The following is a 19,657-nucleotide window of genomic DNA, read 5'->3' as shown; positions in this document are numbered from 1 at the left end:
CCATCATTCAAGCGAGGAGCTTGCGAAATGCAAATAAAAACGCTGCACGATCGCCCTTACGTAACTTTGGATTCCGTCGACCGCCAAATCATCGATCTTCTGAACGACAATGCCAGATTATCCTACACCGATATCGGAAAAGAGGTCGGCTTGACGCGCGTCGCGGTCCAGCTGCGGCTGCAGTCGCTCGTGGATAACGGCGTCGTCGAGCGCTTCACGCTGGCGGTCAATCCGGAGCCGGCCGGCTTCTACCTCACAGCGTTTTTCGAGATCAGCGTCGAGCCCAGAGAGCTGGAGAAGCTCGCCGAGGAAATGATGGACCATCCGCCGGTTACGCTCCTGTACCAGCTTAGCGGCCCTAGCAAGCTGCATATGTACGGCCAGTTCATCGACCAGGTCGAGATGGAAGGTTATTTGAAAACGAAGCTGTACGTGCTTCCGGGCATTACGAACGTCGATTTTCAAATCGTCATCCATATGTACAAGAACAGAATGGCGCTGAGACCGCTCGGCGATGCGGTCCGGTTGTACCAGCCTTGACGGGGCGATAACTTATCGGACAGACGTGGAATGCAGCAGAAAATACAAATAGCCGACAGGTGTGCCTGCCGGCTTCGTAGGGATATTAATTCGGAGCTTCGGCCGTGCGGGTCGGTGCCCGGTCGGTCATAGCTACTTTAATTGCTCTTGCTACTGCTGCTGCTTTTTATAGAACTGCCCTTTTTCCACGTACTCTCTCACGATTCGCCGCATATCCGCCTCGTCCGCTTCGTTCAGCTCGCGCATCGGCTTGGCCGGCGAACCGACAACAAGCGTACGCGGCGGTATTTTTTTGCCGGGAGGCACCAACGCCCCCGCGCCGACCATCGCGCCTTCCCCGATCTCCGCGCCGTCCAGTACGATCGCGCCCATTCCCACCATCGCCCCGCGTCTGACGATACAGCTATGCAGCACCGCATTATGTCCGACGATGACCTCGTCTTCAATGATCAGGGGTTTGCCCGGACTCTGATGCAGCGTCGAATTATCCTGTATGCTCGTCCTTTCGCCGATGACGGTCGGCGCGACATCGCCCCGAATCACGGCATTGTACCAGATGCTTGTGTCCTTGCCGATCTTCACGTCTCCCGTCACGACGCTACCCTCGGCGAGGAAGACCGAGTCATGAATGTCGGGCCGCTTGTCGCCGAACGGTTGAATAGTCGCCATGTTGCCGCCTCCTTTAATGCGTTTCGTCGAGTTCCCCGCCATTCAAACAAGAGGAAAGCAGCGACTTTTCAAATCGGACGTTGTGCAGATGCTGCCGGCAATCGCTTTCCACCGCATGCACTGCTTGTACAATTTTCTCGACAGTCACCATCGAATATTTTGCGCCATTTTTATATGTAAAGTCCAGCATCGCTTTTATAGTGCGTGTACGTCAAGCAATTCTAAAAAAAAGAAAACACATGGAGGTGTTATACTCGCATGTGGTTTAAGATACAACTAGTTACTCATCATGAGATAAACTTGCATGTTTAGCATTACGTACAAGATGGGTTAGAAACTGATCACTATAAGAGGGGAGTATTATACAATCTGTACCGTTATAAATATAAACGGTATTCCCTCTGCGTTTCTTAGTTCTAATTAAAAGTATCTCCTCAATCCTCCATTTCTCAACTTTAATGCTAAATAAGCGATGATAAACCAGATAGTCATTTGACAGTTCAACATAAGATAATTTACCGAGCCCTAGAAGGATAAATCCTACAGCGGCTATAGTTGTCGAGAAAAGTGCAAACATATCTAGAAAATTATTCATTTGCATTAATATCGCTACATCTACACCTAACAGAAATAATCCAATTATTATCCATCTTTTACTTGGAGTGTAAATTTCCACCCAACCACCTCCATCACTACATTACTAATTCTCGAATTGCTATTGCTTGTAATTCTGAAATGCCCCATCCAAGCCCGCCACTTAGGATTATACCTGCAGCAAATCCACCAGGCCCGCCAATTGTGGTTGATAGCCACACAACTTCTGAACCAATTTTATAACTAACATAAGTGCCTGTCGCAATGATAGCAGCTTTTCCCACTTTTTGTCCCGTGGATAGCGTCGAATCAGTAACTACTCCGTATAAATCCACACTTAATAATCCAGCAGTAGTGACTTTTGAGACAATACCTAGAGCTGAATATGGTTTACTCGCGACTGGATTCAGAGAATAACCACTTATTGATCCAACTTCACTGTAAAAAGGAGTTATTGCTCGCCTCACCACATCCGAACCGTAATCGGTTGTGAAACCCGCCATTGCTGCTACACTATCCGCAGGAGGCGTTCGACTCTGAACAGCCTTCAAAATACTATCTAAAGAGGCTTTTACTTCACTCCACTTAATCCCACTACCTGAGACAATGCTATTCAAGTTAGCTCGTCCACCGCTTGCTTGTAATATTGCATTTACATCACTGTCGGACATATACATCGATGTAGAGCTACTACAAGTTCCATAGTGACCTATCTTACCGTCCGCTGACGCACAGTAATGACCAGTTGGGTCAATGTTCGACAACGGATTATTATGCACATAGGTATACAAATTCTGACTCAGTGGATTTGTCAATTCCCCCTCATACGTATCCTCACTAATAAAGCGACCAACAGTTGGATCGTAATATCTTGCCCTTAAATAGATATAACCATTTTCCTGATCGTGAAGTTCTCCCGTGTAACCGAAAGAATTGTCGAAGGGCTTGCCAGAATTGCCACTCACCTTCTTAATATTGCCCCAGATATCATATTCATAGGACTTTAAGACATCCAGGCTCCCATCCGCATCAACGATTTGCACGACATCTCCATGTCCATTGTGCAAGTAATATCCCGCTCGATTGTTTGTGTAATCCTTTCGATACAACAGTTCGTTTCCCCAGATATTCCTCGCTTTAAGGTTTCCGCTGCCATCCAGTTCTTCGACGATTTTCCCTTCCACATACACGTACCGAGTTTTCTGACCGTTAACCGTTTTCGTCGCTCGCAGCCCATCTGCATAATAGGTATAGATTGCAGTTGTTCCATTAGCAGCATCCTGCCAGACTCGTAACTGATTTAACGCGTTAAATGCTAGTGTCTGATCTGTTGACTCGAAATCAGCATTCTTTGTCGTTTCTAACGTTTGACGATTGCCCTGAGCATCATAAAAATAGCTGTCCTGCTCGGAAGGAGCGCTTATTGTTTTAATGCGGTTAAGCTTGTCGTAGGCATAAATGTTTGAAGTGCCGTCTTTAACTACTTGCGTGATATTGCCAAAACCATTAACAATGAATTGCTCTGCGCTAGGTGTCCCGCTACCTCGGTATTGCGTCTTGGAAACCAGGTGTCCGAAGGAGTCACGTTGCTGTTCTTCCTTAAGCGTACCTCCAGGGTAAGTCAAAATATATTTATTGTTGTCACTTACCGTAGAATAGGTATAGTTAATAATGCCTGTTTGCGAACTGTTTACGCTTTTAATACGGTTTAGTTCGTCGTATTGGTAACTTACTGATGTGCCATCTGGATAAGTTAAAAGATCCATTCGATCATACGCGTCGTAACCGAAAGTATAAACACGTCCTGCAACCGTTTTGGTATCGTTTCGTTTCCACATATCATAGTGATAACTTAACGCTTCATTGTCACTGTTAGAGACGCCCGTCTGCAAGTGAGTGAGAGGATCATAGCTGTTTACTTGCCAATAAATTTCGTTTCCCGTTGAATTCTGTATTGAAGATCGTTCCACCTGATTTAATGCATTATAGTTATAAATATAAGTCTGTCCTTGCTTGTCCACAGATCTGTCTATTAAGCCGTTATTCTTGTACTGGTTTTTGACTAAACGACCAGTAGCATCGGCTTTCGACAATAACCATGATACTTCATTGTAGACATACTTCTGTGTTGCTTGAGCAGCACCGTTAGTGTATTTCTCAATTAGATTACCGAAACGATTGAATACATATTGATAAGTTTGATCGAGGCTGTCCTTAACAAAGATCAAGTTTCCGGTCGGATCATAGCTGTAACGCGTAGTTTCTGTAACACCTGAACTTGTTGCATCCTTTTGAATTAAATTCCCAAAAGATGAGTATTGTGAGGTTGTCGAAATAAGCTTTACCCCATTGGGATTACGTTCTTGCAGCTTCGTTGCACGTCCATAAGCATCCGAATATGTCGTTTCCACCTTCCCATCCGGCGCTATGGTTTGTATTGTATTTTGCAGCAACTCATAGCCATTCGGCCCGTTCTTGTTTGCGAAATTCGAATAGAAATAGCGGGTTTGCTGTCCTAGACCATTCGTCACCATCTTTAGACGCCCTCGTGAGTCATAATCGTACTGTGTACGAAGCGTGGATTCTCCGTAGGGCAGTGTTTGACTTGGAAGAATACCATTATTTGATAGAGTGACTTTTGTTACTCTTGTGACATTATTAATTTTACGTTGCGATTTTAACTCCAAGCCAAAAGGAGAATAAAATGTTTCGTCAAGTTCCCCATCCGGCAAAGTCACACCTACCTTACGTTCCGCATTATTATATTGGACTGACGTAATGAGAGCGTTCCCTGTAACTGGTTTTACTTTATTCAATGTTACGCGGTTAAAAGAATCGTACTCATACTCCACATAACTATTGTCCGGGTATATGACTTTCTGCAAATTGCCGTTCAGAAAATAATAATAAGTATTGGTCAAAGTTGCGGGCTGCGCGCCATTCGACAGCGTCACCTTGGTGGAGTCAGTCAGAGTCTGCCCTGTTCCTGTATATGTGTAATCTTGCTGTGTTATTGTATTATCTCTTCCATATTGATATCCAGAACCATAAGTCTTCGTTTGTGTGACCAAATGATTGGTATTATAGAGGAGATTTTCCGTTACCTTAGTGTCAGTACGTGTGACTAGAGGAGAAACGGGATCCTTATAGCTCTGAATCTTAGTTGTTTTCCACAACTGATTTTTCTTAGGTTCCGTCGTTTCTGCAGTGTAATACTGGTAAGAAGTCGTAGTGCTCGAGGCTCCATCTTGAGCCATTACTTGTGATTGAGTTAATCCATGATACGGTCCATTGTATTGGTTCGTCGTTGTGTTACCAAGTTCGTCGGTTGTCGTGAGAGGCATTCCCCAAGAGTCATAAGTAAATGTTTTTTTTATTTTCGTAGATTTATTAGATATATTGAGAAGAATCGGGTTCTGAACATTGGCATCTACTAGCGGATTTGTAACAGCCGAATAATTTGGGATATCGTCCGCGTAAGTATATACCTCCTTCGGCTGGAGTTGGTTAGGTTCGTAAGCATAAGCAGTAACGGCATGTTTTCGATTTCCATACGCAATGTCATTTTCCGTGAAACTCAACATATTGTAATCGTTTTGGTATTCTGCCCATTCAAAGGCAAGCACAAAATCCTTACCGTTGTTCCGATAATGTCGGTAAGTAGGGCTTTCATTGTAAGTATCGTCTAATGTATACTTCTGAACCTTGAGCGTCTGCTTGTCTCCAAACCGCGAAGTGCTTCCTAAACGGGCAATTTGGCTCTTATCAGCCTTCCAGTATTCGAGAAAGTTATGTCCATGGTCAAAATGTACACTATTATAAAAGTCTACATTAACTTTAGTCGTGCCGTTCTCTGTGTAGGAATAATACACGATCCTAACAGGATGATAGGCAACATATTGCAAGATGTATTTGTCCATGTAAACTTTTGCGGGACCTTCAAAAAAGGGCTGAATAAGATTGGGGTCTATATTCCAAGCTGTGTTATAGTTCTCGTAGAAAAAATGAGCTGAGAGTCCATTAGAAAAATTGATTTGCTTTAGCAAGAGATAGGGAACTTCCCCATAACTGTTGCCATTGGCCCCAGATACTTGAGTAGATTCTATTGGTACCGAATCATTATCCCAATACCAGGCAGAAGTCGTATAATTCCCCCCGTTCCCCTTCACAATTTCCCCATTGGGTCCAACGCGGTTAAGTGTGTACCCATCGGGCTTAAAGTTAAATGCCGCTAGTTTAGTCGAATCAATTGGATAATAGGTATACTCTTCTAGCAGAACAATGTTTGAAGCGATTGTACTGTCTTTGATGTTGTTCAACTGCCAGTAGCTTATGTTCTCAGTGACATTCTGATAGCCGTTAGTGGTCCATTTGCGATACGTCATGCTTGTCGTTGGTTGTGTAACATTGTATTGTAACTGTTTAATGACCGTCCCGCCTAGCGTAGCAGTGACGCCTGTTATAACTAAAAAGCTATTTCGCGCAATGGTAATGATGCGTCCGAATGAGTCGGTGATGGTAATATCATTATTCGGCGCTGTTCCGTAGGTATATACAACTTGATCACCATACTGATTGCTCTTTGTAAGAATGCGTCCCTGATCGTCAAATTTATAGCTTATCTTGCCATTCAGAGTAATGGTGTATACAAACTTGCCATCGTCTAATGTTTTATTGTAACTGACATTCTGATATGGGTAGTTTTGTATGATACCATCGCGAAACTCGTAGCTGGATCCATTATCTAAAGTAAAATTTACCTTTTCATAAACGGTAATCGGTTGAAAGTAGTATGTGGATTGATAGCAGTAGCCTGTATTATTATAACTGTCTCCTTGACAGGTAACTGGAAAATGGGATTCAGCTACTTCGGCCTCAATCATAGCTTTCTCCATGGATGGGATGTTTAACGACCACCCTGCAGCGATATACCCTGTCCTTTTTGCAATATCAATTGGACTTGTGTGATTTCCGGCTTGTTGTGTGTAGGATCCAGCAGCAGCCGTATATTCAGGGGTTAATACTTTCCCGTCCATTGAATTGTATCTACGTACTAATGAAATATCCAAGCCGCTTTTTCCTGATAGTGACAGATCAGTTACCGTACGATTTGCTGTAAGGTAAAGGTCGTCTACCAGACCATCTGTTTTAACAGAATAACGATATTCATTTTTAAATTCGGTTACTGTATACGGGGAGGAGTTCAAAGCCGTAACTTTCTCCGACGAAGGCTTACTCCCATTAACGGATGCCTGCGTCTCTTTAATCTGCTGCTGCCGCGCTCGGATCTCCACAGACTTTTTTTTGGTTTCTAACTCGTCCGCCGCTTCATCCGCTTTAGTATATGTCTGCGGATGCTTCTGCAAATAACGTTGACGATTGGTGTTATAGTCGAAGTTCCCCATTGCGATTGGTGCATATTGCTCCATCAATGCTAATTGCGCGTTTGTTAGTGAGCGAATATTTTGGTTTATTGTATCCGTGCTACTATCCAGTAGAGCAAGTGTTTGTTCTTTAGTAAGCAATGCAAGCAACTCTGGGTAGAAATATGCCGCAATCTGCAACATGAGCGGCGTGAAATCACGTTGTATGGCAGTAATCCGTTCATTAGGTTTTAGTAATTTGCTCTGTTTCAGTTGATCCGCCTTATTAAGTTCAGTTGATGTATCTGAGGAGAACAGAATGTTCGATGCCGTTATTTTTTCTCTTTCTTCAACAGATGCTAGTCGCGATGGGGACTTTTGCACTTCAGTCGAATTTATTGCATCTTGTTCATTTAACGTATCCTGATTATTAGTAGGCTGTCCTAGGGGGGGCTCCACCGCCGGCGAAGCTTCTGTGAAATTGAACGCAGAAATCAGTATGACGAAACTCATTAAGAGTAAAAACGCGTTTCTAAGCAATTTTGCTTCCATATGGCCTCCGATAAATTAAAATATTGAATATTAATACTGTGATTTATTAAGACTGGAGGATCGTTGTAACCTTTCGTTTGAGGTTTCCATTTGCATCATACTCATAGCTTGTTTGATAACGAAGCGGAGCTCTACTGAGTTTCAATGTATAAAATTCATTGCCATAATTGCTATTCACACCAAACACCTTGATATAATACGTTGCACCAGAGATAACTTTATAGATCACTTCTTCGCTTTCACTTGCATCTTTAATACCTGCGCTCAAAGGTTTTAGCCCCGAATCGTAGATAATGACATCGTAGTTCTTACCTGCGGGGACAGTTAGGTTCACTTGTTCAATTCCATTTCCGGTAGCCGTATATTTATAGAAGTCTACATCTCCTAAGGTTTCGATGGCTGTTAGTACAGGACTATCATAATTAATTTGAGTTGCACCTGTGTAAGTATCATTTGAATTGGATGAGACGGTTGTGACGGTTACCACGTTGCTTGCACCAGATACATTATTCGCTGCATCCTTGGCCTTTACAGTAAAGTTGTAGGTTGTATTGGGGGTTAATCCTGTAACGATAGCAGAATTCGCCGTACCCAGTACGGTTTGAATTAACGAAGTGTTATTAAATATTTGGTAATTAGTGACGCCAACATTATCAGTTGAGCCTGTCTAGGAAAGACCGGCGGTTATGCTACTCTGGCCGGTTAGCATTAACTGAGTTGGAGCTGAGGGAGCCTGAGTGTCTACAAATGTGCCGAGCCACTCAACCTCGAGATCGTACCAGGTGTCCTCGATCAAGATGGGTCCAGAGTTCACAACTACATGTAAACTGAGTTCCAAGCTCGCTGCGTCGGAACCGGGAAGGATGAATGTAGTTAGGCCAGTAGTAGAATTGTAAGAGCCGTTGTAGAAAGTCGAACCGACTCTAATCTGTGGAAAGTACTGGCCTCCTTGCAATTTTAGTGTCACCGAGCCGACAGTATCGTCGATAACAGCATCACCAGCGATAAAGCCGCTCGTATGTTCATCATATTCCTCATCATATAAAAATTGATAGGCACGCGTGTGTGTAGCAGCGAATGCCGGTACGACACTCCCCAACGCCAATATCATCAAAAAAACCATTAGAAAAGAAATTGAACCTTTTAGCATTTTACTCACACTGTACACTCCTTAGGTGGTTTAGTTTTAGATAATGTGAAAATAATTATCATTATCAATTATTAATTAAGAGAAGCGAGATTATCCTTCCTTCGTATGTGTCAGCTATACGTCTGTAATCCAAATGCAAGCAACCTACAAATGTTTCCTTTTTAACAAATGGAATTTAGCATTGTATTATGAACGTCTTATGGACATTAGATTACAATTCAAAAGTGCAGTTATTTCACGCCACCAACCGAATTTCCGGTAGCGTCTTTGAATTTACCTGCACATTTGCATGCATTTCTCCAGGTACCGTTGGGTAGCAGAAAAAACATGTATGCATGCAGGCTTTGGGGCCAGCTAGCCACCGAAAAGCTCCGGCATGCCGAATGAGCGTTACCCGCCCAAAAATCACCGCCATTTTTTTGTCCCCGCTAGCCACGCCCTAAAATCCCGCGCTCCAACGGTCCGAAAATCGCTTCAACCCAGACGGCAATCTGAAATCGGTCCTTCATGACGAATAAAAATTCGCTCAGCAACAGCAGGAACGAAATCGACCCGAAAACGAGAAGAAAGGTGCTCTTCTTCCTCTTGTTGTTGCGAAGATATCGCCACTCGACGAAGGCAACCGATGTATAAGCCAATAAAATCGCGATCACTCGGACGCCGCCTCCTTCCGTTGACTCCATGAACGACGAAGGGTGTCAACAAGATAATAAACAATCGGAATCAGCTCGGAGATCCAAAACACGGTCAGGATGCCGCCGCCGATCATGCTTCTGAATTGGGTGTCGGACTTGACGATCACTAGCGAGCAGACCGCGATGAATACGGTAATCGGAAACACGAACGGCTTCGTATCCTTCAAACGAAGTGAACGCGCCAATATCAACGCGATAACATAAACGATAAAAGCGAGCTTGACGAAGAGGCTGATCAGCCATAGCGCGATCAACGCAGGGTCGAGCGTCTCCAGAAAGGAACCGCTTCGCATAAAGCGGAGCAGCTCCAACTCGGGGTAATTGAGATTGGAGCTTAGCTCCGGACCGAAGATGAGCAGCAGGGGAACGATATGAAGCAGCACGACGGCCGCGGCAACCAACGTCGAAGCGATGAGCGACCTGAACGTCTTGCCCGGCGAAGTCAAGTAAGGAAAAATAAACAACGCGAATGACATCTCGCCGAAGACGGAAGACGTATAATAAGCGGTCGGCCAAGCCTCCCTTACGTTGAAATAAGTCGCGATCCCCCGCATAGAAAACCAATTGAAATTTTCGCTCACCACGAACGGTATCAGCAAAAACGAAAGCAGGCTGACAAAAAAGAGGCCTTCTGCCGCTCTAAAAACCGATTTGACGCCAAAACGGACCGTATAGGCTACGCATAGACAACAAATCGAGACGACCGCCCAGGGCGGCGTGCTGATCAGATAAAACTGGATCATCACGTCTTGCAGCTCCCAGAAATTAATAATCGCGATCAACAGATTGGACAAGACGATGAACAGCAGCAGCGGATAGTGCAGCCACCGTCCGACGATCTCTGGTCCGTATTCGATAAAAAAGCGGTCGGGGCGGCGCAAACCCAGCTTGCAGGCAAAGTACGCGTAAGCCAGTCCGAGCAGGGCGCCCGTCAAAACGCCGAGCGGCGCGTTGTATCCGCTCGACTGCAGCATGATTCCCAGCATGAATGCGACCATCGTAGAGAACAAATGCAGCGCGAATAGCTTAAACAACTGCCCCTGCGTTACGGATTGAAGTTCCACGCTTCGTTTCCTCCTTTATTGTTTCCTTCCGATTGTTCGCGGCTAATAAATCCGCTGCGGAAAGAATCCGTGGAAGAGCCGACCCGCCTCAGCGAGATAACAGATTCAACCCGAATGCGCAGACGTTCTTTGTAGTACGCTCTCCAATCACTCTTGAGCTTGTCCCAATCCTTCGGGTACTGCACGGAGATATAGCGCCCGAAGTTGAAAACATCCGCGCCGGCCCCTTGGGTTAAGGAGATTACGGACAGCATCGTCGAGTCTGCGAATTTCTTAACTTCTTTTTCCAGACGCTCGACATTTGCCTGCTTGCTCAGATCGATGTCGGAGTCCGAAGCGATGACGCCCGCATTGGAATAGGAGCGAATGACGATGCCAAGCCCTTCCCTGGTTTTGAACGGTCTGATATGCGTCGTCAGCGAAGTGGTATAAAAGCCCATCTCTTTGCCGTCCGTGGGCGACTGCACGCTGTAGATATACTGCTTGAGCTGCCCGATCACCGCGCGCGCCGATGAAGTCTCTTCGGGCGACAACGTCGGAGACACCATTTTTCCTTCACGCAGAATCGCCGAGCCGGCCGTGCCGACATTAGCGGACGTATCCGCCTTGAGCGAAGGCTCTTTGCGCTCGAATCTCAGAATGGGAATGAGCCCATCTCCGCCGTTTGCCTTAGAGAACATTAAATCTTTGACCGTCGTGTTTAAAATCTGATGGTTACGCACGTAGCCGTTCAATACCGAAATAAAAAAACGTTCAAATGTCGCGGGCATCTCGGCAACCTTCTCGCGCGCGTACCCTTCGACTAGGAACAAATTCGTATTCAGCTTCAAAAACGGGTTGCGGGAAACAAACTCCAGAAGCGGCCCCACTCCCTTTTGCGCGAAACGGCTTCCCATGATAATGCTGTGCGTCTGGCCGAACGCGACTCTACGGGGAATGTCGCCCTGGATTTTCTGCAGCGCCTCCTCAAGAGTGCCGCCCCTGCGGGTAACATAAGCGATCGGCCGCTGGCTGCCGTCGCCGCCCGTTCCCCCGGTCTGTCCCGGAATAAGCCGATTCGTCAGGGGAATGCCTAGCGTGAGTTCAACTTCTTCGTTTTTTAAATCTACAATCATGACGCTCACGAACGCACGATTTTTAAGCTCGGTCGCAGACCAGCAGCCCGCAAGCATAACGATGGCAGCGCCAACCGCCGCCATTTTCCACAGCCGGAGAAGAACATTCAATCTTCTCCCTCCCCCTTGCTCTGCGCCCAGGCTCGCGCTCCTGCGGTTTGTCTGATCCGGTTGGCGCCGATCGCCGTCGGCGGCCGTTTTCGCATTTTCCACCAAGGCGCCCGAATGAACGTATCTTTGATCGCATTCGTAATCTGAGGCGTCAACGGAGACAGATACGGCATGCCGAACGATTCCAGATTGAGCATATGGACATAGATGATGATGAGGCCGCATGCGATTCCAAAAATGCCGAATGCGCCGGCGAGCAGCATCATGGGAAACCGAAGCAGACGAAAGGAAAGACCCAGGTCAAAGTTCGGAATAATAAACGAGGCGATGCCCGTTAACGAAACGATAATAACCATGGCGGCAGATACGATGCCCGCCTGAACCGCCGCCGTGCCGATGATAAGGGCGCCGATAATGGATACGGCTTGACCGATCGATTTAGGGATGCGAACCGACGCCTCGCGCAGCGCTTCGAACGCGACTTCCATCATCAGCGCCTCCATCAGCGCAGGGAAGGGAACAACCTCGCGTGAGGAGGAGACGGAGATCAGCAGATCGAAGGGAATCATCTCCGGATGAAACGTCGTAATCGCAATGTAAAAGGAAGGCAGCAGCAGCGAAGTGATCAGAAAGGCCAAACGAATCCAACGGATCCACGACGCTGCGATAAAAGGCTGGTAGTAGTCCTCCGCGGATTGAAGCATCATAAAAAAGTTGACGGGCGCAAGCAGCACGATCGGCGTATTGTCCACGACCACGGCGACTCTGCCTTCCAGAACGGACGCGGACACCGTGTCGGGACGTTCCGTATATTGCAGTTGAGGAAACGGAGAGGACGGGCTGTCCTCGATCGCTTCCTCAATATAGTTCGAGCCCAGGATGCCGTCGATATCGATGCAGGAGATTCTCCGCTTCATCTCTTGCACCAGCGCGGGGGGACAGACATGATTCAAATAAACGATAACGACGGCAGTCCTCGTGTTGCGCCCGAGCACAAGCTGCTCCGTTTTAAGGTGACTGCTGCGAATGCGGCGCCGCAGCAGTGTCAGGTTCGTATCCAGACTTTCTACGAAAGCTTCGCGCGGGCCGCGAATGACCGATTCGTTCGGCGCTTCCTCCAGCGCTCTTTTTTCGAACTTCGAGAACGGAAGACCCAGCATCTGAAGACTTCCGTCGAAGAGCAGGACCCCGAAGCCTTCCAAAATCCAATTGACGCTCTCGCCCGGATCGGCCAACGCCTTGCAGCCTGCCATCGGAATCCGACGCTCCGAGATCAGCCGCGCGATATCGCCATCCCACTCCCCATCGAACGCCATCAGCGGTTTTAGCAAATGAGCTTCTACGTCGCGATAATCGAACATCTCGCGTATATAAATCAACGCGCAGGCGACGCCTCCGCTCAAGATAAAGCTATAAAACACCGCGTCCGAACATCCGGCAAACCGAGACTTGAACCAGTCCAGTCTCGGCTCCAGCTGCAACGTCTCCGGGCAATCGCCTTCCTCGTCCGGCACAGCCGGCAAAGTCATGGTTTTTGCATTCACAGAGACGCCCCCCCCCTCAGTTTCCATCATTTTCTTAGCTTTTTCCGGGAAGAAGGAAAATATTCGAAATCGAGGTCATGCAGTGGCGAACCAATAGGCGATTAGGCAAAAAAAAGAACCTCGAAAGGCAATACGCCAATCAAGGAAAGAATAATACCTTACATTTTACTCGCGTTACTCGCGACTTTTTGATCGATGTAATCAAACGCTTCGCTAAGCGATTGAAAAGCTACATCGTGACCGCTAAAATCAATTTCCTCAAGATTTCGCCGATCAGTAACGCCTACTCCTACATGGGGTACGATCTGAATTTCAAAGAAATCGTTACCGTCGTTCATGCTGATCCACGTGGCTATGCCGAATTGATCATAGTAAACGTTCCAACGAGAATAGCGTTCATCAAATAATCTTTTGATTTCCTCCATTTCCATTCAACCATCCACCTCCAAGGTTTGTAAAGAATGGACTCCTCTTATTAATAATCCAAGCCGCCACTACCAAGGCGAGCGCCACTAAAATTCCCGACTCTCCCGTCCACAACAACGCATTGTTGCCGCTAGAAGAAGCATCGAAGACATCTTGAATAACGGCGTTCCAGGACGCATGCAAGAAGATCGCTGGCCATACGCTTCCGGTTACGAGCCGCAGTCGTCCAATGATCAAGCTGAAGGCGGTGATCGTGATCATAAATAGGATGACGGAAAGCGCCGGATAAGGGCCAGAGTAATAGTTGCCTGCTAGAATCACGGGAAGATGCCATAATCCCCAGACGATCCCGCTGGTCAGCATCGGGTAAGGGACCCGTGCGTCGATCAACCGGGTAAGCATATATCCCCGCCAACCAAGCTCTTCCCCCGCGCTGCCGATCAGACCCACTAGCGTGCCGACAACCATTTGCATGACGAGCAGCACCGTAAAGGTAACGGCAGGCGAAGCGTTAACGAACGTATCCGGTGTGACGAATTGCACCATTCCCGTGACCCAGGCAAAGCCATAGGCAAATAACCCAATACCTACAGGAAACAGCAGAATAAAAGGCAAGGTCTTCATCATCTGCCGTCCCCTAATCCGCAGGGAGATGTCCGCCATGCCTTCGCGCAGCAGCAAACGGGCGCAAATGGCGGACAATCCCGGTGCCCACATCAGGAGCAGAATAAAGAGCTCGATTTGCATTGCGGTCAAATAACCGATCGTCGTCAGCGGAATGAGTATGGCGAAATAAACGAGAAGGCCTCGCCTGGCGGAACGAATTTTTCCCCACTCCTCATTCGTAACATCGGCAGTTACACTTCCTTTTTCTGTTTTCACAGCAATGAATCCTCCTAATTCCATACGTATATTTTCCATAAGAAATATAGCACCCGATCCACTCCGACCAGAACGGACGCATGTCCGGACTTGCCCCGACATAAGCCCAGGCGCAGGCCTGGATGCTTAATCGCACGCTAGGTCCCCTGTCGAATTTCCCCGGAAATATCTCCAAAAATATAAGCCCTAGCGCCTCCTTTTCCCGGCAACAAAACGCCTGTTTAAAACGTCTACTAATTGTCTAAATAATAATGATACATATCACCTGTTTTTAACCGGAGAGAGGGGCTGAACCGATGCGCAAACTGTTGCTGTGTGTCGTATTGTTGGGAATCTGCCTGATTCCGCTCAGCGTGTCGGGCGTGAGCGACAAGCAGGAGACCGCCGTTGCAGAGGAGAATGGCATCGAGGCGATCAACCATGCATCGGCCCCCTCGTATCCCGCTTATATTAGCAAGATCACTTCGATGGACGGCGTCACTTATGTGACCGTCGACTACATTCAGTTCCTGCAAGGCGCGGAGGCCGACCGAGTATTCCGCCAGCAGGAGCCGGATGCCGGCATGGACGAGGCGCCTGACGGCTACTACATCCTGAACGAGGAAAAGAAGACGTACACGCTGCCGGTCGCTTCCGACGTGCAGGTGCTGATGCAGATCTACAATCGTTCCGGCAGCTGGGACGACGCGGATATCGTGGAAAACGAGCCGATCAGCATCGCGAAGCTTCGCTCGTTGTTCAGCGGGGACAATCAGGAGCTGATGGAAAACTTCCCTTATTACATCACGGTAGCCGACGGCAAGATCGTGCGCATCGTGCAGCAGTTCATTCCTTAAAGGAATGCAAAGAGAGCCGGCATCCCCTGGGGGTGCCGGTTCTCTTTTTGCGCAACGCTACACGGATACGGCCGGCTCCAGCAGCGTCAGCGTGCCGGCCCCTGCGTCGAGCCGCGCCTCGGCTCCGATCGGCACTGCCGCCTTGTATACGTCGTGTCCGCTTGCGAAGCCGGCGATCAGCGGCTTGCCAAGCGGCACGAGCACGTCGCGGATGAGGTCCGCATAGGTCCGGCCGTACGCGTCCGGACATTCGTGGCAGCCGCCCATCACGATGCCCGCGCAGTCCGCGAGCTTGCCCGCAAGCTTCAGCTGCTCGACGTAGCGGTATACGGTGTTCACCGGCTCGTGCGTCTCCTCGAGCAGCAAAATTTTGCCGCGGGTATCGATCTCGTACGGCGTGCCGAGCGAGCCCGTGAGCGACGTGAGATTGCCGCCTGCAAGCGGTCCAGAGACGACGCCGGGCACAAGCGGCCGAATCGGCATGCCAGGCGGGTTCGCGATGAGTCTGGGGACGACAAGCGACGAGGTCGCGGCGTAAAACTGCTCGAAGTTATAAGCCGGCGTTTCGGGCTTAAAGTCGATGAGCAGCAAGCTGTGCAGCGCGACAAGCTCCGCCAGCTGCGCGAGCGTATTGAGCAGGACGGTAATATCGCTGTAGCCGGACACGATCTTGGGATGCGTGCGGATATAATCGTAATCCAGGTAAGGCAGAATCCCCTCAACCCCGACGCCGCCGCGCGTCGGCAGGATCAGCCTGACCCGGTCGTCCGCGAACATCGACATGAGGTCCGCCGCCCGTTCCTCGTCCGTCCCTGCCAGATAGCCGTCTTCATCGTACACATGACGCCCGACGACGACGTTTAATCCCATTTGCCCCAGATAACCTATTCCAGCGTCGATCGTCTCCCGCGAGAGCGGGCTCCCGAGCGTGACGATGCCTACCGTATCTCCCTTCACCAGCGCCTGCGGCCGGATGGCCATCCAACCCTCCCCCTCTCCTCCTCTCAGCTTATGTGCGATTGCATTGGGGCATTGTATCTATTTCCGTGTAAAAAGGGAATGATGAGGATAAAACGTCCATCCGAGGAGGAAATCGCCATGCAGCTGCCCGAATACCCCGAATCCTATTGGCGCCGGACGGCGGAGCTCCCCGCCTTTCCGAAGCTGACGCGCGATCTCGAGACTGAGCTCGCCGTCGTGGGCGGCGGCATCACCGGCCTCACGACCGCTTACCTGCTCGCCAAGGAAGGCCGCCGCGTCGCGCTGCTGACGGCAGACAGACTGCTCGCCGGCACGACCGGCTACACGACCGCCAAGATTACGGCTCAGCACGACATTATATACGATGAATTAATCGCCCACTTCGGCGAGGACAAGGCAAGATTATATTACGAAGCCAATGCAGGCGCGCTCGCATTCATGCGCAGCCTGGTCGCCGAGCGCGGCGTCGCGTGCGACTTCGTCGACGAGGACGCCGTCGTCTACGCGACGCGCGAGGACGGGCTGCGCAAGATCGAAAAGGAATACGCGGCCTATCAGAAGCTCGGCATTCCCGGCGAACGCTACGATACGCTGACGCTGCCGTTCGGCGCGACCGCGGCGCTGTCCATGAAAAGGCAGGCGCGGTTTCATCCGACGCCGTACGCCGCTTTTCTGGCAGGCGAGATCGTGCGTCTGGGCGGAGAGATTTTCGAAGAGACGACGATGGACAAATTTCACGACGGACAACGGGCCACCGTCACGACGAAGGACGGGTATACGGTGACCTGCGATTCGGTCGCGGCCTGCTCGCATTTCCCGTTTTTCGACAACGGCTTTTACTTCGCGCGGCTGCACGCCGAGAGCTCCTACGTCATCGCGATCAAGTCCCCGTACGACTTTCCGGGCGGGATGTACATCACGGCGAACGAGCCGAAACGCTCGATCCGCGAGGTTACCTACGGCGGCGAGAAGCTGCTGCTGATCGGCGGCGAATCGCACAAAACCGGGCAGGGCGAATGCACGATCGAACACTACGAAGCGCTGAAGCGGTTCGCGGAGGATACCTTCGGCGTAGAAGAAATCCGTTACCGCTGGTCGACGCACGATCTGGTGACGACGGACAAGCTGCCCTACATCGGGTTCGCCCGGGAAGGCACTCCAAACCTGCTCGTCGCGACCGGGTACCGCAAATGGGGGATGACGACGAGCGCGGTCGCAGGCCGCCTTCTCGCGGACTTGCTGCTCGGCCGCGACAATCCGTATGCGGAGCTGTTCGGGCCGTCGCGCTTTCAGGCGGATCCGGACATGGGGACGCTCGCAAAGGAGACGGCCGATGTCGCTTATCACTTCGTCAAGGGCAAGCTGGAGTGGCTGAAAAAGGATCCCGAGGAGTTGGGGCTCGACGAAGGCGCCGCAGTCCGCATCCGCGGCCGCCGCTGCGGCGCGTATCGCGATCACGAGGGCAAGCTGCACGTCGTCGACACGACCTGTACGCATATGGGCTGCGAAACGGAGTGGAACGCGGGCGACCGAACCTGGGATTGCCCGTGCCACGGCTCGCGCTTCACCTTCGCCGGCGAGGTGATGCACGGCCCGGCCAAGAAGCCGCTGGAGCGGCTGTAGCGCCAAACGTCTGCCTATCTGGCAGGGTCCGTTTGTTTCAATCGCCCGCCCGAAGGGGAAAAGTCGGCATACGCAAAGGAGGAGATTCGCATGAACGAATTCGAACGGCCGCCGGATCTGGACAAGCCGGGCGCCGGCCCGCAGGGCGATCGCGATCATCCCGAGCAGTATCCGACGGACGAGAAAAGCCTCTTCGACCGTTTTCTGAGCGAACGCAACGTCGACGCGATCCCTGTCGAGGACCTCGGCATCGAGAACCGGGACGAAGCGAACAAGTCCGACAGCAAGGACGACTCGTCGAGCGAACGGAAGCTTAGAGAATAGCAAAACAGGCCGTCTCCCGAAGTGGGGGGACGGCCTTCGTTTGATGAGGCCGGACTATCCGAATCGCTGCTCCATCGCCGCGCGCGCTTCGGACAACGCGGGCAGCTCGGGAGACCACAGCAGCTCCAGCTTCAGCGCTTCGGCGAGCGGCAGCAGCGCGTCTCCCGCAGCTTCGCTGCCTACCCACACTTCTTTCGGGAGCACCCGATGCTGCTCGACCAGCTTCAACAGACTTTCCGCGGCAACGGTCGCCGCCTCTGCGCCTTTGCTTAGCGCGAACTTCAGGATTTGTCCCGTCGCCTGATCCACGATCAGGGTCATCTTCGGGTAATAAGGCCGTTCTTCCTCCTGGATGGGCATCGCTACGTAGAAGCTGTCGGCTTCCCAGACGCCCGCGCCGGCTTTGACGCCCTTGAGCGCTTTGACGATCCGGAGCTCATCCAGCGGCACTGCGCTCGCAGACAGCCCCTCATCCGTTTCGGGCGCCTCTGGCGCCAGCCATGCGTCGTGCCACTCAAGTCCGTTTCCTGACGAAGGACGAATCTCCCGTACTAGATAAACGTCCTTGTCTCCTTCGATCAGCTCGTCGGGATTGCGCTGGAATGCCTGTCCGACCAGCACCGCCTGCTCCAGCGCCAGCGCCAGATAATCAACCTGCGCCGCCGTAAGCTCCGGCCAGGGCATGAATCCCGGCTCGTGCAGCCGGAACGTCGGCCAGCTATTTTTGCCGCGATAGCTAAGTCCCAGCTGCTTGATGCGCTTGTACTCCGACGGCTCGAGCTCCGATCTGTCGTCCAGCGAGAACAACAGGCAGTGCTGGCTGTACATCGGATCCTCGTCCAGCTCGCCCGCGAGCATATCCACGATCATCCTCAGCCCCTCGCTGCCCATATATGCCGCAAGGCCAAACATCTCACCGCCGTTGCCGAAAACGCAACAATAGCCGATCTCTCCCGACGCCGGATCCCGGACGCCGAACAGATGACTGTTGGACAGCCACCTCCAGATGGCCGCCTTTTTATACCGTTCCGCAGCCTCGTACAATTCCTTCCATTGCTGCGCCGTCGGAGCTGTGCTCATCTTCATGCCTCCCTGTTTCGTCTCGCTTCTCGGACAGCGAACGCTCTTCTGCTTTATTTTTCTGCTTCTATTGTAATGAATCTTAGCCCGTCACTCAATCCGCCGAGT

General features: G+C 50.3%; 17 protein-coding genes and 1 pseudogene. 4 read left to right on the top strand and 14 right to left on the bottom strand.

The features are described from left to right. Positions 1–27: 27 nt before the first annotated feature. A complete protein-coding gene (locus ACFOTD_RS28290; protein WP_378123307.1) occupies positions 28–540 on the top strand; it encodes an Lrp/AsnC family transcriptional regulator in 513 nt (170 codons plus the stop codon). A gap of 150 nt (positions 541–690) precedes the next feature. Here the strand turns inward: ACFOTD_RS28290 and ACFOTD_RS28285 are convergent, their stop codons facing one another. The 12 genes and pseudogenes from ACFOTD_RS28285 to ACFOTD_RS28230 all read right to left on the bottom strand — a co-directional run bounded on the left by ACFOTD_RS28285 (position 691) and on the right by ACFOTD_RS28230 (position 14,705). Next, positions 691–1,209, bottom strand: a complete 519-nt coding sequence (locus ACFOTD_RS28285) for a gamma carbonic anhydrase (RefSeq protein WP_378123306.1) — start codon at positions 1,207–1,209, stop codon at positions 691–693. Between the two features lie 280 nt (positions 1,210–1,489). Beyond that, a complete protein-coding gene (locus ACFOTD_RS28280; protein ID WP_378123305.1) occupies positions 1,490–1,885 on the bottom strand; it encodes a hypothetical protein in 396 nt (131 codons plus the stop codon). A gap of 16 nt (positions 1,886–1,901) precedes the next feature. Beyond that, complete coding sequence (locus ACFOTD_RS28275) at positions 1,902–7,718, bottom strand: RHS repeat domain-containing protein (protein WP_378123304.1); 5,817 nt, start codon at positions 7,716–7,718, stop codon at positions 1,902–1,904. 46 nt (positions 7,719–7,764) lie between these two features. After that, entirely contained in the window at positions 7,765–8,205 is a 441-nt protein-coding gene (locus tag ACFOTD_RS28270; protein ID WP_378123303.1) for a hypothetical protein, read from the bottom strand. Between the two features lie 3 nt (positions 8,206–8,208). Further along, positions 8,209–8,349, bottom strand: a pseudogene (locus ACFOTD_RS28265) (fibronectin type III domain-containing protein); the annotation flags it as partial. A 36-nt stretch (positions 8,350–8,385) separates the two neighbouring features. After that, positions 8,386–8,877 carry a hypothetical protein gene (locus tag ACFOTD_RS28260; RefSeq protein WP_378123302.1) on the bottom strand — a complete coding sequence of 164 codons (492 nt, stop codon included), beginning with the start codon at positions 8,875–8,877 and terminating at the stop codon, positions 8,386–8,388. Between the two features lie 419 nt (positions 8,878–9,296). After that, positions 9,297–9,521, bottom strand: coding sequence for a hypothetical protein (locus ACFOTD_RS28255; RefSeq protein WP_378123301.1), 225 nt, complete (start codon positions 9,519–9,521; stop codon positions 9,297–9,299). Beyond that, positions 9,518–10,627, bottom strand: coding sequence for a GerAB/ArcD/ProY family transporter (locus ACFOTD_RS28250; RefSeq protein WP_378123300.1), 1,110 nt, complete (start codon positions 10,625–10,627; stop codon positions 9,518–9,520). Before ACFOTD_RS28250 ends, ACFOTD_RS28255 begins: the two co-directional genes overlap by 4 nt. Beyond that, a complete protein-coding gene (locus ACFOTD_RS28245; protein WP_378123299.1) occupies positions 10,609–11,853 on the bottom strand; it encodes a Ger(x)C family spore germination protein in 1,245 nt (414 codons plus the stop codon). The genes ACFOTD_RS28250 and ACFOTD_RS28245 overlap by 19 nt, the downstream gene beginning before the upstream one ends. Next, complete coding sequence (locus ACFOTD_RS28240; protein WP_378123298.1) at positions 11,850–13,397, bottom strand: spore germination protein; 1,548 nt, start codon at positions 13,395–13,397, stop codon at positions 11,850–11,852. The genes ACFOTD_RS28245 and ACFOTD_RS28240 overlap by 4 nt, the downstream gene beginning before the upstream one ends. Before the next feature lie 158 nt (positions 13,398–13,555). Beyond that, the gene (locus tag ACFOTD_RS28235; protein WP_378123297.1) at positions 13,556–13,828 is read right to left on the bottom strand and encodes a hypothetical protein; all 273 of its coding nucleotides are present in this window, start codon (positions 13,826–13,828) and stop codon (positions 13,556–13,558) included. Beyond that, the gene (locus ACFOTD_RS28230) at positions 13,797–14,705 is read right to left on the bottom strand and encodes a CPBP family glutamic-type intramembrane protease (protein ID WP_378123296.1); all 909 of its coding nucleotides are present in this window, start codon (positions 14,703–14,705) and stop codon (positions 13,797–13,799) included. The genes ACFOTD_RS28235 and ACFOTD_RS28230 overlap by 32 nt, the downstream gene beginning before the upstream one ends. Before the next feature lie 296 nt (positions 14,706–15,001). Here ACFOTD_RS28230 and ACFOTD_RS28225 point away from each other — a divergent pair, with 296 nt between their 5' ends. After that, positions 15,002–15,541: a hypothetical protein gene (locus tag ACFOTD_RS28225; RefSeq protein ID WP_378123295.1), complete on the top strand. Its 540-nt coding sequence runs from the start codon at positions 15,002–15,004 to the stop codon at positions 15,539–15,541. Positions 15,542–15,598: 57 nt separating this feature from the next. Here the strand turns inward: ACFOTD_RS28225 and ACFOTD_RS28220 are convergent, their stop codons facing one another. After that, on the bottom strand, positions 15,599–16,522 hold the full coding sequence (locus tag ACFOTD_RS28220) for a S66 peptidase family protein (protein WP_378123294.1): 924 nt from the start codon (positions 16,520–16,522) through the stop codon (positions 15,599–15,601). A gap of 117 nt (positions 16,523–16,639) precedes the next feature. On the opposite strand from ACFOTD_RS28220, the gene ACFOTD_RS28215 reads away from it, so the two are divergent. After that, entirely contained in the window at positions 16,640–18,145 is a 1,506-nt protein-coding gene (locus ACFOTD_RS28215) for an FAD-dependent oxidoreductase (RefSeq protein WP_378123293.1), read from the top strand. 90 nt (positions 18,146–18,235) lie between these two features. After that, a complete protein-coding gene (locus tag ACFOTD_RS28210; RefSeq protein ID WP_378123292.1) occupies positions 18,236–18,469 on the top strand; it encodes a hypothetical protein in 234 nt (77 codons plus the stop codon). A gap of 54 nt (positions 18,470–18,523) precedes the next feature. Here the strand turns inward: ACFOTD_RS28210 and ACFOTD_RS28205 are convergent, their stop codons facing one another. Beyond that, positions 18,524–19,549, bottom strand: coding sequence for a DUF7309 domain-containing protein (locus tag ACFOTD_RS28205; protein ID WP_378123291.1), 1,026 nt, complete (start codon positions 19,547–19,549; stop codon positions 18,524–18,526). Positions 19,550–19,657 lie beyond the last annotated feature (108 nt).

Origin of the sequence: Cohnella sp. GCM10012308, from assembly GCF_042649185.1 — a bacterium.
In the GTDB taxonomy this organism is placed as follows: Bacteria; Bacillota; Bacilli; order Paenibacillales; family Paenibacillaceae; genus Cohnella.
This window is presented reverse-complemented; position numbering and strand designations above follow the sequence as displayed.

Coding starts and splice junctions, on each gene's coding strand:
- ACFOTD_RS28275 (WP_378123304.1), bottom strand. CDS start 7,718: ATGGAAGCAAAATTGCTTAGAAACGCGTTTTTACTCTTAATGAGTTTC.
- ACFOTD_RS28220 (WP_378123294.1), bottom strand. CDS start 16,522: ATGGCCATCCGGCCGCAGGCGCTGGTGAAGGGAGATACGGTAGGCATC.
- ACFOTD_RS28205 (WP_378123291.1), bottom strand. CDS start 19,549: ATGAGCACAGCTCCGACGGCGCAGCAATGGAAGGAATTGTACGAGGCT.
- ACFOTD_RS28215 (WP_378123293.1), top strand. CDS start 16,640: ATGCAGCTGCCCGAATACCCCGAATCCTATTGGCGCCGGACGGCGGAG.
- ACFOTD_RS28225 (WP_378123295.1), top strand. CDS start 15,002: ATGCGCAAACTGTTGCTGTGTGTCGTATTGTTGGGAATCTGCCTGATT.
- ACFOTD_RS28290 (WP_378123307.1), top strand. CDS start 28: ATGCAAATAAAAACGCTGCACGATCGCCCTTACGTAACTTTGGATTCC.
- ACFOTD_RS28210 (WP_378123292.1), top strand. CDS start 18,236: ATGAACGAATTCGAACGGCCGCCGGATCTGGACAAGCCGGGCGCCGGC.
- ACFOTD_RS28235 (WP_378123297.1), bottom strand. CDS start 13,828: ATGGAAATGGAGGAAATCAAAAGATTATTTGATGAACGCTATTCTCGT.
- ACFOTD_RS28285 (WP_378123306.1), bottom strand. CDS start 1,209: ATGGCGACTATTCAACCGTTCGGCGACAAGCGGCCCGACATTCATGAC.